Genomic DNA, 15436 nt, shown 5'->3' with positions numbered 1-15436 from the left:
TGTCACGACAGGCGCGTCTCCGCGCTCAGTGGAATGTCGGCACTGGAGCGGCCGACGTGAATCCTGTAAAGGCCTGGGACGACTGTCCAGTCCTGCCGTGTCTCGCTCCAGATGGCGAAGGCGTCGCGGGGGACGTGGAGTTCGGCGGTCCGGGAGGACCCGGGAGCCAGGGTCACCTTGTTGAAACCTCCCCCTCCTAAAGGAGGGGGATTCCTGGCTCACGTTGGCTGTGGCCCGGCGGGCACACGGCTCTTACACGATCAGCACCAGCCGGGTTGAGACCAGCCCGGACGAGCATCACGCGCGCGGAGTTCTTGTCCCTGGGGGACACGGCTCCGCACGCGGTGCAGGCATAAGTACGTTCTGAGAGAGGTAGTGCGTGCTTGGTTCTCGCTCCGCACTGTGCGCAGTCCATCGTGGTGTGCGCGGGGTGTACGAGATACAGCTTGCGGCCGTGCTTGCGGGCCATCTCGACCAACGCCCGTTTCGTGGCGCCGATCGCCGCGTCAGCCGCTTTGCGGGCCATGGCCGACTTTGCCAGGAACTTCGGGCGGAAGTCCTCGACCGCAAGCCGGTCATGGTCGCGAACGACATGTTTGGCCCACTTGCGGCCGGTGTCCTCCCGTTGCCGGGCGACCTTCTTGTGAAGCTTTGCCCGAAGGCGCCTGGCCTCGCGGTAGCCCTTCGATCCGGCATGGCCTCGCTGCGGTTTCCTGCGGGCCATCATCCGGTCGTAGCGGGTCAGCTTCTCCCGCGCCTTCCTGCCGTGCTGGGCGTGGGGAAGGTCGTGCTCGTCGCTGGTGGTGGTCGCGGTCTCCCTGACGCCCCAGTCGATCCCGATGTCCCTGCCGGTAGTGGGCAGGGCCTCGGTGGTGATGGCCACCACGAAGGAGGCGTACCAGTGGCCGAGGCTGTCCCGGTAGATCCGCACCGACGAGGGGGGCTTGGGCAGGTCCCGCGACCACACCACCGTCACGACGATGCCGCCCGCCAGGTGCAGACGGCCGTCCTTGATCCGGAACCCGCGCTGCGTGTAGTTCAGCGACGGGTCGGATGCGTGCTTCTTCTTGTACTTCGGCATCCCGGCCCGCTGCCGGACCGGAAGCCGGGCCTTGACGTCCTTGAGTGCCCTGGCACGGGACTTGCCGAAGTCCCGGATGAGCTGCTGCTGCGGAACCGACGAACCCTCCCGCAGCCACCCGTTCACGGCACGGGCCCGGGTCAGCATCCTGTCCAGCCGCGCCGGACCGCACTCCTCGCCCTCGGCATGGGCCTTCTTCGAACGGGCCACGCACTCATTCCACACCCAACGACACCGCGCCCACTCCGCCTCAAGAGCGGTACGGGCTACCGACGACAGCCGCAGCCGGTAGGTGTACCGGGCATGCCCGGCATCCCCCGCCCTCGCCTCCGTCGCCACGCCCACCAACCTACCTGGGAGGTACGACAGTTGCCGATCCCCGACCATGGCAGGCCAGCTCACCACCACGGCGGGTGGACGATGAATCGCCCTGACGGCGATTCCTCTTTCCCTGCCCTGCTCCGCAGGAGTCCGATTCCTCCCCGGCCTGAACGCCGGGGCATCCTCGGAGGAATCCGGTGAACGCCTTGAGCACCGGTGACGGCTCGCCCGCGGAACCGGGGTGCTCCCGGGGAGCCGTTGCCCACGCCGTTCGGGCCGTCGGCGAAGTACAGGGCGGGGATGCCCAGCCGGGGGTTGCCGGGGATGCTCCCGTTGTACCCGGTGCCGCCGAGCTGGAGTCCCGTACCGTGCAGCTGGGCGATCTTCTCGTCCAGGGTCATCCGCCGCACCAGGCCGGCCTTGCGCCGCGCCCGGCCGGAGCCGGAAGGAGCGGCCGAGGCGGCGGGCACGGCGACCAGCCCTGTGCGCACCGCCACGACCGCCGCGCCGGCGAGCTTGACCGCCAGCCTCCGGCTCATCTCCATGCACGTCTCCTGAGGGAAGCGGGTCGGCCTGATATCGGCCTCACTCTTGCCCCACCTCAACTTCCCCGAACATCACGTGAGTTGCGCTTCACCGGAAGGGGTGAACGATTCTTGCTGCCCCGGGCGGGCCCCTGCCATCGTGATCGACACCATTGCAAGGTCTATGGAGAGCCGTCCTCTTGATGCAAGCCGTCATCGGTGTAAGTCCCTTCGGCGAAGCCAACGCGCAGATCGTCGCGGCCGTCAGCAAAGCCGGCGGGCTCGGCGTTCTCGATCTCGGCGTCGGGGACCGGCGCGCTCGTGAAGCCCTCGCTCTGGCCCGGCAGTGGACCTCCGGTGCGTTCGGTGTCCGCATCCCGGCCGGCTGCGCCGTCCGTCCGGACGACCTGTGCGTCACCAGAGACGGGGAGGGGCCGCACACCGTCCTCCTGGCCCCCGGTGTCACATGGCCCATGGGCGGCGGGAGCCGGGCCGTGACCGTCGTCGCCGAGGTCCGCTCACGGGACGAGGCCCGTGCGGCGGTACGGGCGGGGGCGGCCGGCATCGTCGCGCGCGGAAGCGAATGCGGGGGCCCGGCAGGCGAGTTGTCCACCTTCGTCCTGCTGCAACACCTGCTGTCCGACCCGCAGGTGACCGTTCCCGTCTGGGCGTGCGGCGGCATCGGACCGAACACCGCCGCGGCAGCCGTCTTGGCGGGTGCCGCGGGCGTGGTGCTCGACGTGCAGCTCGCGTTGCTGGAGGAAGCGGCCCTGCCGCCCGCGCTCGGCCGCCTGCTGCGTACCGCGGACGGCACCGGTACGGTCCTCGCCGACGGAGAGCGCCTGTTGGACCGCGACCGTCCCGGCCTCCCCGCCGACCTGCGCGAGCGCCCCGTACCACTCGGGCAGGACGCCTTCCTCGCCGCCCGGTTCGCCCGTACGCACCGCACGGTGGGCGCCGCCGTACGGTCCGTGCGCGAGGGCATCGACCGGGCGCTGCGGAACCCCGGCGCCGCGCAAGCTCTCCGCCCGGGATCGGCGATGAGCCGTGCGCTCGGTACCGAAATCCCCGTCGCGCAAGGGCCGATGACCCGTGTCAGCGACCAAGCGGGCTTCGCCGCGGCCGTGTCGGACGGCGGCGGCCTTCCGTTCATCGCGCTCGCCCTGGCGGGCCCCGACCGGACCCGTTCCCTCCTGGAGGAGACGAGGGACGCACTCGGCGGACGGCCCTGGGGCGTCGGCATCCTGGGCTTCGCACCCGAACACCTGCGAACCGCCCAGCTCGAAGCCGTCCGCGAGATCCGGCCGACGCATGCCGTCCTCGCCGGTGGCCGCCCCGCGCAGGCGGCCGCGCTGGAGGCCCACGGCGTCCGTACCTTCCTGCAGGTCCCGACGCCCGGGCTGCTCGGCCAGTTCCTCGCCGCGGGAGCCAGGCGGTTCGTCTTCGAGGGCGCGGAGTGCGGCGGCCACATCGGCCCCAGCAACTCCTTCCCGCTCTGGGAGGCCCAACTGGCCGTCCTGGAGGACTTCCTGGACAGACAACCGGCCATGAGTGAACCGCCGGACATCGAGGTGCTGTTCGCGGGCGGGGTGCACGACGAACGCTCGGCGGCGATGGTCGCCGCCCTGTCCGCCGGGCTCACCGGGCGGGGCGTGGCCGTCGGCGTACTGATGGGCACCGCGTATCTCTTCACCCGGGAGGCGGTGGAGTGCGACGCGGTCCGGCCGCTCTTCCAGCGCACGATGCTCGCGGCCGAGCGCACCGTACTGCTGGACACCGCTCCGGGCCATGTCACCCGCTGCGTGCCGAGCCCGTTCACCGACACCTACGAGACGCACAAGGAAGAGCTGCGCCGGCAGGGACTCCCCAGGCAGCAGGTGTGGGAGAAGCTGGAACGGCTCAACGTCGGGCGGCTGCGCATCGCGAGCAAGGGCGTCGAGCGGGTGGACGGCGAGCTGCGCGCGGTGAGCGGGCAACGGCAGTCGGACGACGGCATGTTCATGGCCGGTGAGGTCGCGGTACTGCGCGAGGCCACCACCACCATCGCCGACCTGCACCGGGCCGTGACGGACCGGGCGGCAGCGTTCTACGAGCGGCGGGCCACCCAACGGGCCGACGAACGAGCCGACGACGTCCCGGCCCCCGTGCCCGAGCCACTGGACGTCGCGATCGTCGGAATGTCCTGCATGTTCCCGGACTCGCCCGACCTGCCCGCCTTCTGGGCACACGTGCTCGGCGGCGCGGACGCGGTGACCGAAGTGCCGAAGGACCGCTGGGACACGGCGCTCCACTACGGCGAAGAGGCGTCCGCGCATGATGTCTCGGTGTCCAAGTGGGGCGGCTTTCTGCCGGGCATCTCCTTCGACCCGCTGCGCTACGGCATCCCGCCGTCCTCGCTCGCCTCCATCGAACCCGTGCAGTTGCTCGCCCTGGAGGCGGCCCGGCGGGCCATCGCCGACGCGGGATACGAGCGCAGGGAGTTTCCCCGGTCGCGCACCTGCGTGATCTTCGGCGCCGAGGCGGGAAGCGACCAGTCGCACGCGACGACGCTGCGCACCGTACTGCCGTCCTATCTTGGGCGGCTGCCCGAGGAGTTGGAGAACCAGCTTCCCGCCCTCACCGAGGATTCCTTCCCCGGCATGCTCGCCAACGTCATCTCCGGCCGCATCGCCAACCGGCTGGATCTCGGCGGCACCAACTACACCGTCGACGCCGCCTGCGCCTCGTCCCTGGCCGCGGTCGACGCCGCGTGCAGGGAACTGGTGACGGGCGCGGCGGATGTCGCCGTGTGCGGCGGAGCCGACCTGCACAACGGGATCAACGACTACCTGCTCTTCTCCTCCGTGCACGCCCTGTCCCCCACCGGCCGCTGCCGGACCTTCGACGCCGACGCGGACGGCATCGTGCTGGGCGAGGGCGTCGCCTGCGTCGTGCTCAAGCGCCTGGCCGACGCCCGGCGTGACGGGGACCGGGTCTATGCCGTCATCGAGGGGGTCGGCGCGTCCAGCGACGGCCGGTCCCTGGGCCTGACCGCGCCACGGCCGGAGGGCCAGCGCGCCGCCCTGGAGCGGGCCTACGCCCAGGCCCGGACGTCACCCGCGCGGGTCGGGCTGGTCGAGGCCCACGGCACCGGCACGGTGATCGGCGACCGTACCGAACTCGGCGTACTCACCGAGGTGTTCGAGGAGGCAGGCGCCGAGCCCGCCGCGTGTGTGCTCGGCTCGGTCAAGTCGCAGATCGGTCACACCAAGTGCGCCGCCGGTATGGCGGGGCTGATCAAGTCCGCCCTGGCGCTGTACACCGGTGTGCGCCCGCCGACCCTGCACATCCGGCGCCCCAACCCCGCCTGGCAGGGCGAGAACAGTCCTTTCGTCTTCCATGGACGCACCCTGCCCTGGGGGGTGCCGGCCGGCGAACGCGTCGCCGGAGTGAGCGCCTTCGGATTCGGCGGCACCAACTTCCATGTGGTGATGCGAGGCTGCGCGGATGGTGCTCCACCGCGCCGGGCCGCCGACGCCTGGCCCGCCGAGCTGTTCCTCTTCCGCGGCACGGCGGCGATCGAGGAGCTGCTCGCGATCACGGCCTGCCCGCAGCCGTGGCGACTGCGCGATCTGGCGCTCACAGCGGCACGCCGGGCCTCGGCGCAGGGCACCGGTCCCGTCACCGCGGCCGTGGTCGCGTCCTCCCCGGCCGAGTTGCCGGGTCTGCTGCGGGCCGCGCTGGGCGGCCGGGCCGCGCCGGGCGTCTTCACGGCCGGCAGCACCGAACGGACCGGCAGCACTGAACGCACCGAACGCACCGAGGGGAAGCTGGCCTTCCTCTTTCCGGGCCAGGGCAGCCAGCGGCCCGGAATGCTGGGGGACCTGTTCGCCGCCTTCCCTCAGACGCACCGGCATCTGCACGGTGCCCCGGTCTCCGCGATGTTCCCGCCCACCGCGTTCGACCCGGCCGGGCGGGACGCACAGCGTGCCCGGCTCGCCGACACCCGCTGTGCACAGCCCGCGCTGGGGGCCGTCTGTCTGGCCGCCCATGACGTGCTGTCGGAGCTGGGGGTCCGTCCCGACATGGCCGCCGGGCACTCCTACGGGGAGCTCGTGGCGCTGTGCGCGGCCGGAGTGTTCCCGGCGGAGACGCTGCCGGAGCTGAGCATGCTCCGTGCCGAGGCCGTGCTGGCCGCGGTCGGCGACGAGCCCGGCACCATGGCCGCGGTCGCCGCGGCGGCCGCGGCGGTGGAAGCGGCGCTGGCCGGAGCGGGCATCACGGACAAGGTGGTGCTCGCGGGCCACAACTCCCCCCGGCAGACGACGATTTCGGGCCCCTCGGAGGCGGTTCGGACGGCGGTGGCGGTACTGGAGGCGGCCGGCTTCGGCGTCCAGCCGCTCGACGTGGCCTGCGCCTTCCACAGCCCGGTGGTGGCCGACGCGGCGGATGCCTTCGCCGAGGTGCTGTCCTCCCGCGCCTTGCGGGCACCGGAGTTTCCCGTGTGGTCCAACGCGACGGCGACCCGCTACCCGGCGGACGGCGTGGAGCTGTGTGCCCGCCTCGCCGGGCAGATCGCGGCGCCGGTCCGGTTCACCGAGCAGATCGAGGCGATGTACGCCTCCGGTGCCCGGGTCTTCGTCGAGGCGGGACCGGGGACCGTACTCACCGGCCTGGTGCGCGCCGTCCTCGGCGACCGGCCGCACCTGGCCGTCCCCTTCGAGCCGCGTCCCGACGCGGGGTTGCACGGCCACCTGGAGGCCCTGGCCCGGCTCGCGGTCCTCGGCGGCATCCCGGTCGACGCCGAAGCGCTGTTCGCCGGGCGGGACGCGGTCGTGGCCGATCCGGAGCGGATGCCGGAACGACCCGGCTGGATCGTGGACGGCCATCGTGTCCGTACGGGGGACGGCAGCCCCGTCCCCGGAGCGCTGCGACCGGCGCGGCGGATCGCCCCGTCCGGCATGGGCACAGGGGACGATCGGGAAGCCCTGCTCCAGGAATTCCTGCAGAGCAGCCGCCAGATGATCGCAGCGCAGCGCGATGTGCTGCTGGCCTACTTGGGCGGACCGGGAGCACCTCCGCCAGTGACCCCCGCTCCGCCTCCCACCCCGGTCCCGGCAGCGGTACCGGACGAGCGGCCGGCGGCCGAGAAGCCCGACGTGCTGCACACGGTGCTGTCGGTGATCAGCGAACGGACCGGCTACCCGGTGGAGATGATCGAGCCCCACCTGGACCTCGAGGCCGACCTGAGCGTGGACTCGATCAAGCGGACGGAGATCGCGGGCGAGCTGGGCAAGCGGCTGGGAGGAGCGGGCGGAGGTCTGTCGTCCCTGGACGACGAGGAGCTCGAGGCCCTGACCCGGGCACGGACCGCGGCGGCCATCGCCGCATGGATGGCGGCACGCACGGGTGATCCGGCCGCGCGCCAGGAGCCGGAAGGCACCGCGGCCGTGGAGTTCGCCGGGGTCGCCCCCAGGCGGTATGTGCTGCGGAGCGTGGCACTGGACGACGCGCCCGCTCCGGAAGGCGAGGCGGCTCTGCGGGGTGCGCGCTTCCTCGTACTCGGTGAACAAGTCCCCGTGGCGGAGGCATTGGCCGCTCGACTCCGGGAACTCGGTGCACAGGTCGTACAGAACCAGTGCACCGGGGGCCTGGACGGCGCGATCTGGCTGGCCGACGCCACGGAGGAGGCGGAGGGGTCCGCACTGCCGGATGCCTTCCCCCTCCTCCGCGATCTGCTCGAACGCGGGCCGCGCCGGCTGCTGTACGTCCGGTGGGCCGAGGACCGTGACGGGGGCGCCGGACTGGGCGGGTTCTTCCGTACCGTCGCGCAGGAGTACCCGGACACGGTCGCCCGCGTCGTGTCCCTGCCCGGTGGGCCGCGCACCGCCGGAGCGGTGGAGGAGATCATCGGGGAGTTGCTCGCACCGGACCGGGTGCCCGTCGTCGAACGTGCCGGGGGCGGCCTGCGGTTCGGCACCGAGCCGCAGGAGTCCCCCCTGAACACCCCGGCCACCGACGGGGGATCCATCGGGGAACGGGCGGCCGAAGTCCTCGGGCTCGGGCCCGATTCCGTCCTGCTGTTCGCGGGCGGGGCACGCGGCATCGCCGCGCGGGTCGCCGTCGCCTTCGCGGCGGCCGCCCGCTGCCGGGTCGAACTGCTCGGCCGCACCGCGCCGGCCGACGCTCCGGAGCCACCGGATGTCGCGGGCCTGACCGGACGCGCCGCCCTGCGCACGGCACTCGCCGCTCGTGGTACGTCTGAGGCAAGCGGCGTCCGCCCCGCGGAGATCGACCGCGAAGCGGGCCTCATCCTGGCCCGCCGTGAGATCGAGGCGACGCTCGCCGGGATCCGTGAGGCCGGCGGCCGGGCCGGATACCGCGCTGTCGACCTGCGGGACGCGGACTCCGTCGAGCAGGCGGTCAAGGAGACCTACGCGCGGTACGGACGCATCGACGGCGTCGTGCACGCTGCCGGCGTCATCGAGGACCGGCTCATGGCCGACAAGGATCCGGTCTCCTTCAACCGGGTGTACGACACCAAGGCCGGCAGCGCCCGCGCGCTGTTCGCCGCTCTGCGCCGGATCCCCGAACCCCCCCGTTTCACCGTGCTGTTCGGCTCCGTGGCCGCGGTGTACGGCAACCGGGGCCAGGCCGACTACGCCGCCGCCAACGACGCCCTCGCCGTGCTGGGCAGGCAGTGGCGGCGGAGCACGGGGACCCGGGCACTGACCGTGCACTGGGGGCCGTGGGCCCCGGACGGTGTCCACGGCGGGATGGTCGGTCCGGAACTCGGCCGGCAGTACGCCCGGCGCGGTATCGGTCTGATCGACCCGGAAGAGGGGGTCCTCGCCCTGTTGCGCGAACTGACATGGGGTGACGACGACACGGACGAGGTCGTCCACGCCGCGCCGGGATGGTGAGCCCGGGATGGTGAGCATGGACCTCCGGCAGCAGCCCGTCGCCATCGTCGGCATGGCGGTCACCCTGCCCGGTGCGGACGGCCTCGAGCAGTACTGGCACAACATCGTCACCGGCGTGGACGCCATCTCCGAGGTTCCGCCGGGCCGTTGGGACCCGGCGGAGTACCGGCCCGACGCCATCTACTGCCGGCGCGGCGGATTCGTCGACGGGCTGCTCGCGGATTTCGATCCCGCCTCGTTCGGCATGATGCCGGGCGCCGTCCCTGCCACCGAGCCCGACCAGCTGATCGCCCTGCGCACCGCTGCCGCCGCGATCGCCGACGCGGGCGGCCTCACGGCGGTGGACCCGGCGAGGGTCGGAGTGGTGCTGGGCCGTGGCGGCTACCTGACACCCGGACTGGCGCGGCTCGACCAACGGGTCCGCACGGCCGGTCAGTTGGTCCGTACGCTGCGGGAACTGCTGCCCGAGCTCGGTGAGGGGCGGCTGGCCCAGGTCCGTACCGCCTTCGAGGAGGCCCTGGGACCCGACAGCGCGGACGCCGTCATCGGCCTCGTCCCCAATTTCGCCGCCTCGCGCATCGCCAACCGGCTGGATCTGCGCGGACCCGCGTACACGGTCGACGCGGCCTGCGCCTCCTCACTGCTGGCCATCGGCCAGGCGGCGGCGGAACTGGCCAGGGGCGACTGCGACATGATGCTCGCGGGCGGCGTGCACCACTGCCACGACGTGACCCTGTGGACCGTGTTCGCCCGGCTGCGGGCGCTCTCCCCGACCCAGCGGATCCGGCCCTTCCACCGGGACGCCGACGGTGTGCTGATGGGCGAAGGCACCGCGGTGGTCGTCCTCAAGCGGCTCGCCGACGCGGTACGCGACGGCGACCGGGTGTACGCGGTGGTGCGCGGCGTCGGTGTCGCGGGCGACGGTCGCGCCGCGGCCCTGGTCAACCCGGACCCGGACGGCCAGGTCCGAGCGGTCCGGCGCGCCTGGGAGTCGGCCGGCGCCGACCCGACCGCTCCCGGATCGATCGGCCTGCTGGAGGCGCACGGCACCGGCACTCCGAACGGTGACGCGGCCGAAATCACCACGCTGCGCCGCGTGTTCGGGTCACAGCACACGCCGGACGCGGTGATCGGCTCGGTCAAGTCGATGATCGGTCACACAATGCCGGCGGCGGGCGCGGCCGGCATCGTCAAGGCCGCCCTGGCCCTCCACCACCGGGTACTCCCGCCCACGCTGCACTGCGAGGATCCCCACCCGTCCCTGCTCGCCACCCGCTTCCGCCCGACCGCCGTGGCCCTTCCCTGGCAGGCGGAGGTGCGCCGGGCCGGGGTGAACGCGTTCGGGTTCGGCGGCATCAACGCCCACGTGGTTCTGGAGGAGTTCCCGCAGTCGCAGTCGGCAGGACCTCGTCGCACCGCGCGGCTCCGGGTCGGCGAAACCGAACCGGTCCTGCGGATCGCAGCGGAGACCGTGGACGGACTGCGCACACTGCTGGAGACCGACGACGCGCGACTGCGCACCGACTGGCACACCGGCACCGGAGAAGTACGCCTCGCCGTCGCAGGCCCCGGGACCGAACGCCTTGCCCTGGCCCGGAAGGTCGTCGCACGCGGACGGGCCTGGGGCGGGCGCCGCGAGGTCTGGTTCGCGCCGCGTCCACTGCTGGGGCCGGACGGCAGCGGGCGCACCGTCTTTCTCTTCCCCGGCCTGGAGGCCGGGTTCGAGCCCCAGGGCGAAGACGTCGCCCGTCACTTCGGACTGCCCCGTCCGCGCTGGCAGCAGGCCCGGGTGGGTCAGGTGGCCGAGCACGGTGCCGCCGTCGTCGACACGGGACGGCTCCTGGCCGCCGCACTGCGCCGGGCCGGTGTCGGCCCCGACGCGCTGGCCGGTCACAGCGTCGGGGAGTGGACCGCCATGGCCGTCGGCGGAATCTTCGCGGACGATGAAGTGGACGCGTTCCTGCGGGACTTCGACCCTGCGGCGCTGCGCGTGCCGGACCTGGTCTTCGCGGCGTTCGGAGCGCCTGCCGGCCAGGTGGAGGCCGCTCTGGCCGGGGTCCCCGGGGTGGTCCTCTCGCACGACAACGCCCCGCACCAGTGCGTGGTCTGCGGCCCGGCGGCCCGGGTGGCGACAGTGACGGAACGCCTGCGCGGCGAGGGGGTGCTCGGCCGGGAACTTCCCTTCGAGTCGGGCTTCCACACGCCCATGCTGGAGCCGTATCTCGGGCCGATCGAGCAGGCGATGGGGCGCTTCACCGTGCACCGGCCCTCGGTGCCGGTCTGGTCGGCGACGATCTGCGCGCCGTTCCCCGGGCGGGAGGCGGACATCCGTGAGCTGGCCGTGCGCCACCTCCTGGAACCGGTCCGGTTCCGCGGGCTCGTCGAGTCCCTGTACGAGGCCGGGTTCCGGGCCTTCGTCCAGGCTGGCCAGGGCCAGCTGCCGGCCCTGGTCGCCGACATCCTCGCCGACCGCGACCACCTGGCGGTGTCGGCAGGCTACACGGGCGGTGACGGTCTGGGGCAACTGCGGCGGGCCGTGGCCGGGTTGTGGGCGTACGGGGCGGAGCCCGACTTCGCGGCCCTGGCCCCAGGTCACGTGGCCGGTGCCGTGCGGCCGGGAGTACGGCTCGACTTGAGTGCCGGTCCGGTCGCACTCGAGCCCGCCATCCGGGACCGGCTCCGAACGGTCATGCTCGGCGCGGCCCCGTCCGGGGTGGGCCGACTCGATGCCGTGGCCGAGCGGTTCCCGGCGGCGGCGCAGCTGCGGGCTTTGCTCACCGAGACCGCCGACGCGGCCGCGACCGTTTTCACCGCGCTCGGCACACCCCGGCATACCACGCTTCGGGTGTCCCTCGACACCATGCCCTACCTCGCCGACCACTGCTTCTTCCACCAGCGGCCCGACTGGCCGGACATCGGCGACCGTTGGCCGGTGATGCCCGCGACGACCATGGTCCAGCACATGGCCGACACCGCGGCCGCTTCCGGAGGCATGCCGGTGGCCGTTCACGATGCCCGGTTCCTCACCTGGCTGGTCGCCGAGCCCGCCGTCGACGTCCCCGTGACGGTCGCTCCCCTCCCCGGCCGGCCGGACCGCAGCATCGTCGAGCTGGGCCGACATGCCCGCGCGGAGATCGAGACGGCCCCCGACCACCCGACACCGCCCGGCCGTTGGCCCGTTCCGGACGACGAGCACATGCCCACCGTCTCGGCCCGGCAGATGTACGACGAGCGCTGGATGTTCCACGGTCCACAGTTCCGGGGCGTCACCACTGTCACAGCGCTCGGGGCGCGGCATGTCAGAGGCGTGCTCACCGTTCCGCCCGCACCCGGCGCGCTCCTCGACAACGCCGGGCAGTTGCTCGGCTACTGGCTCATGGCCACCCACACCGACCGTACGGTCGTGCTGCCGTCCCGGATCCGCGAGATCCGCTTCCACGGCCCGGCGCCCTCCGTCGGCCGCCGTCTCGACTGCCACGTCCGGATCACTTCTCTCACCGAGACCCTTCTCGCGGCGGATATACAACTCAGCCACGACGGGACCGTCTGGTGCGAGATCCGGGGCTGGGAGGACCGCCGGTTCGACTCGCCGCCCGCCACCGAGGCCATCAGGCGGTGGCCGGAGCACAGCACCCTGTCCGTCGCCCAGCCCGGGGGCTGGCACCTGGCCTTCGAGTACTGGCCCGACCCCGCCTCGCGCGAGCTGTTCATGCGCATCCTCCTGGCCGGTACCGAACGGGAGGCCTACGCGGCCCGGCCGCCGGAGGGCAGACGGCAGTGGCTGCTAGGCCGGTTCGCCGCGAAGGACGCCGTGCGCCGCCACTTGTGGCAGCACGGTGCGGGCCCGGTCTTCCCCGCCGAGATCCGGGTACGCAACGACGCCAGCGGCCGACCGCACCCGGAGGGGGTGCACGGCCGGGAACTGCCGCCCCTCGACCTGTCGCTGGCCCATTGCCGGGAAGCCGCTGTCGCTCTTGTGCGTGCGGCCGGCGGCGCACCGGCCGGCATCGACATCGAGGAGATCACCGAGCGTCTGGCAGTGACCCGCGATGCGGCTCTCACCACCGACGAACACGCACTCCTCGACCGACTCGGTGGCAGTGCGCTCGACTTCACCCGCTTCTGGGCGGCCAAGGAGGCCGCGGCCAAGGCCGAGGGCACCGGACTGCGAGGCCGCCCGCGCGACTTCACCGTCGCCATCGCCGACGGCGGCCGGCTGACAGTCCGCGCGCCCTCCGGCCGCACCCACCAAGTGTCCCTGGCCGAGACCCGCAACCCGCCGGGTCTGCGGCCCCGGCAGTACGTCGTCGCCTGGACCGGGGACGACCGCCCGCACCACCCTCAGGAGAGCCCCTCATGACCACCACCCCGGCTCCGCGAGCCGACGAAGCCGTCGTGCTCGCCGAACTCACCGAGGCACTGCACCGGGTGCTCCCCGAGATCGGGTTCGAGGGCACACCGGTCATCATGGACACCCGCTTCGTCGAGGACCTCGACCTGGAGTCGATCGACCTGGTCGCCCTCACCGGCGAGCTCAGGAGCCGGTTCGACGACCGCGTCGACTTCCCGGCCTTCTTCGCCTCGCTCGAGCTGCCCGAGATCATCGGGCTGACCGTCGGGCAGGTCGTCCGTTACATCGCCGGTCGTCTGCGATGACGGCGACCCGCCGCCCTCGCCTGAACGTCGAACGCATCGGGCCCCCGGGCCGGGACACCGTCGTGCTGGTGCACGGCATCGCCATGGACAGCCTGGCCAGCTACTACTTCACCGTGGCCCCGGCGTTCGCGGCGGCCGGGTACAGCGTGATGATGTACGACCAGCGCGGCCACGGCCGCAGCGAACGCCCACCCACCGGCTACCGTCTCGAACACTTCACCCAAGACCTCACCGCTCTCCTCGACCGACTGGGCATCACCGGGGCGGTCCACCTCGTCGGGAACTCCTTCGGCGGCACTGTCGCCCTCGACTTCGCCCTGTGCCATCCCGGCCGGATCGCCAGTGTCCTGGTCGTGGAATCCGAGCCGCCCACCGTCGCGTGGGCCGAGAAGATGAGTGGCCTGCTCGCGGACACGGCACAGAAGTTTCGCGACGAGCGCGCGCTGCCATGGCTCGAGCGGACCTACGGCCGGTACGAGGCCCGGCTCGGCCGCCGAGCCCGTCCGCTGCTGCACGGGACCACTATCGCCGAGGACATCGCGGCCAGCCGCATACCCGCCGAGGAGCGCTGGCGCACCCTCGACGTTCCCGTGTTCGCCGTGTACGGGGCACACTCGGACCTCGCCGGCACGGCACCCTGGCTCGAACGCCTGCTGCCCAACTGCCGCACCCGGCAGGTCGAGGGCCATGGCCACTACGTGCTCGTGGGCGCCCCGCAGACGGTGGGACCGCTCATGCTCGACTGGGTCAGGACGGGCCACCGCACGAAGGCGGTCCGGACATGAGCCGGTTCCTCTTCGTCGTGCCGCCGCTCGTCGGGCACATCAACCCGGCCGTCGCAGTCGCCGGTGAGCTCGGCGAGCGCGGCCACCACGTGGGCTGGGCCGGACTGCCCGGCATCATCGAGGAGTTGGCAGGCCGTGCCGAGATCCACGCCTGCGACGTCCCCCGCGAGCTGCGGCGGCCCCCCGGTCTCCGAGGCGTCGCGGCACTGCGCTACCTCTGGCAGGACTTCCTCGCGCCGCTCGCCGGGGCCATGGCTCCCGGGGTGGAACGGGCCGTCGCCGCCTTCCGCCCGGACGTGATCGTCGCCGACCAGCAGGCGCTCGCCGGGGCCCTGGCGGCCGAGCGACTCGGCATTCCGCATGCCACCTCCGCCACGACCTCCGCCGAGTTCTCCGCGCCCCTGGCCGGGATCCCGAAGGTGGACGAATGGATCGGTCGACAACTGCGCGAACTACGTGGCGCGTTCGGCGATCCGTCACGCACCCATGACCTCCGGTTCTCGCCACAGCTCGTCCTCGCCTTCACCACGGCCGCCCTGGCCGGTGACTGCGTCGCACCCCGGCAGACCCGCTTCGTGGGGCCCGCTCTCGCCCACCGGCCCGATCCGGCCCCCTTCCCCCGGGAGTGGCTGGACCCCGGGCGGCATACCGTCCTGGTCTCGCTCGGCACCGCCAACACCGATCTCGGCGGGCGCTTCCTCGCCGAGTGCGCGGGAGCCCTGCGGGACCGGGCCCGACGTGTCCAGGCCGTGATCGCCGACCCGGGCGGGGTGCTCGGCGAGGTCTCGGACCCCGATGCTCTGGTCATGGCCCGGATTCCCCAACTCGCCCTGCTGCCCCAGGCGTCGGCGGTCATCTGCCATGCCGGGCACAACACCGTCACCGAATCACTGCTGCACGGTGTGCCGTTGGTCGTCGCACCCATCCGGGACGACCAGCCCGTCGTCGCCGCCCAGGTGGTGGCAGCAGGCGCCGGAATCCGCGTCCGGTTCGGCCGGAGCGACCGCCGAACGGTCGGCGCCGCACTGGACGGCGTGCTCGACGGCGCCCGGTACCGGACCGCTGCCGGCCGCGTACAGGAATCCTTCCGCGCTGCGGGAGGCGCCGCCTCGGCAGCCACGCACCTTGAAGCATTCGCCGCCGAACAGCAAGCAGAATGAGGAAAAT

Annotated in this window: 8 protein-coding genes; 5 read left to right on the top strand and 3 right to left on the bottom strand. The window is 72.7% G+C overall.

Annotated features, from left to right (window positions below; genetic code table 11):
- Positions 1–2: 2 nt before the first annotated feature.
- Genes ACV530_RS09535 through ACV530_RS09525 form a run of 3 tightly spaced genes read right to left on the bottom strand, consistent with a single transcriptional unit; the run spans position 3 to position 1947 of the window.
- A complete protein-coding gene (locus ACV530_RS09535) occupies positions 3–176 on the bottom strand; it encodes a fibronectin type III-like domain-contianing protein (protein WP_494331877.1) in 174 nt (57 codons plus the stop codon).
- Positions 177–196: 20 nt separating this feature from the next.
- A complete protein-coding gene (locus tag ACV530_RS09530) occupies positions 197–1420 on the bottom strand; it encodes an RNA-guided endonuclease InsQ/TnpB family protein (protein WP_494331876.1) in 1224 nt (407 codons plus the stop codon).
- A 59-nt stretch (positions 1421–1479) separates the two neighbouring features.
- A complete protein-coding gene (locus tag ACV530_RS09525) occupies positions 1480–1947 on the bottom strand; it encodes a hypothetical protein (protein ID WP_494331875.1) in 468 nt (155 codons plus the stop codon).
- Positions 1948–2129: 182 nt separating this feature from the next.
- Between ACV530_RS09525 and ACV530_RS09520 the strand changes: the two genes are divergently transcribed.
- From ACV530_RS09520 to ACV530_RS09500, 5 genes are read left to right on the top strand one after another with little or no spacing between them, the layout of a single operon-like run.
- The gene (locus ACV530_RS09520; RefSeq protein WP_494332028.1) at positions 2130–8828 is read left to right on the top strand and encodes an SDR family NAD(P)-dependent oxidoreductase; all 6699 of its coding nucleotides are present in this window, start codon (positions 2130–2132) and stop codon (positions 8826–8828) included.
- A gap of 16 nt (positions 8829–8844) precedes the next feature.
- Positions 8845–13188, top strand: coding sequence for a beta-ketoacyl synthase N-terminal-like domain-containing protein (locus tag ACV530_RS09515; RefSeq protein WP_494332027.1), 4344 nt, complete (start codon positions 8845–8847; stop codon positions 13186–13188).
- A complete protein-coding gene (locus tag ACV530_RS09510) occupies positions 13185–13484 on the top strand; it encodes an acyl carrier protein (protein ID WP_494331874.1) in 300 nt (99 codons plus the stop codon). The genes ACV530_RS09515 and ACV530_RS09510 overlap by 4 nt, the downstream gene beginning before the upstream one ends.
- On the top strand, positions 13481–14269 hold the full coding sequence (locus tag ACV530_RS09505; RefSeq protein ID WP_494331873.1) for an alpha/beta fold hydrolase: 789 nt from the start codon (positions 13481–13483) through the stop codon (positions 14267–14269). Before ACV530_RS09510 ends, ACV530_RS09505 begins: the two co-directional genes overlap by 4 nt.
- Positions 14266–15429 (top strand): nucleotide disphospho-sugar-binding domain-containing protein, encoded by a 1164-nt coding sequence (locus ACV530_RS09500; protein ID WP_494331872.1) that lies wholly within the window; start codon positions 14266–14268, stop codon positions 15427–15429. Before ACV530_RS09505 ends, ACV530_RS09500 begins: the two co-directional genes overlap by 4 nt.
- Positions 15430–15436: the final 7 nt, after the last annotated feature.

The organism is Streptomyces sp. SX-6 (genome assembly GCF_059089585.1).
The sequence above is the reverse complement of the archived record's forward strand: the minus strand, read 5'-3'. Positions and strand labels throughout refer to the sequence as shown.

Coding starts and splice junctions, on each gene's coding strand:
- ACV530_RS09520 (WP_494332028.1), top strand. CDS start 2,130: ATGCAAGCCGTCATCGGTGTAAGTCCCTTCGGCGAAGCCAACGCGCAG.
- ACV530_RS09515 (WP_494332027.1), top strand. CDS start 8,845: ATGGACCTCCGGCAGCAGCCCGTCGCCATCGTCGGCATGGCGGTCACC.
- ACV530_RS09525 (WP_494331875.1), bottom strand. CDS start 1,947: ATGGAGATGAGCCGGAGGCTGGCGGTCAAGCTCGCCGGCGCGGCGGTC.
- ACV530_RS09510 (WP_494331874.1), top strand. CDS start 13,185: ATGACCACCACCCCGGCTCCGCGAGCCGACGAAGCCGTCGTGCTCGCC.
- ACV530_RS09505 (WP_494331873.1), top strand. CDS start 13,481: ATGACGGCGACCCGCCGCCCTCGCCTGAACGTCGAACGCATCGGGCCC.
- ACV530_RS09500 (WP_494331872.1), top strand. CDS start 14,266: ATGAGCCGGTTCCTCTTCGTCGTGCCGCCGCTCGTCGGGCACATCAAC.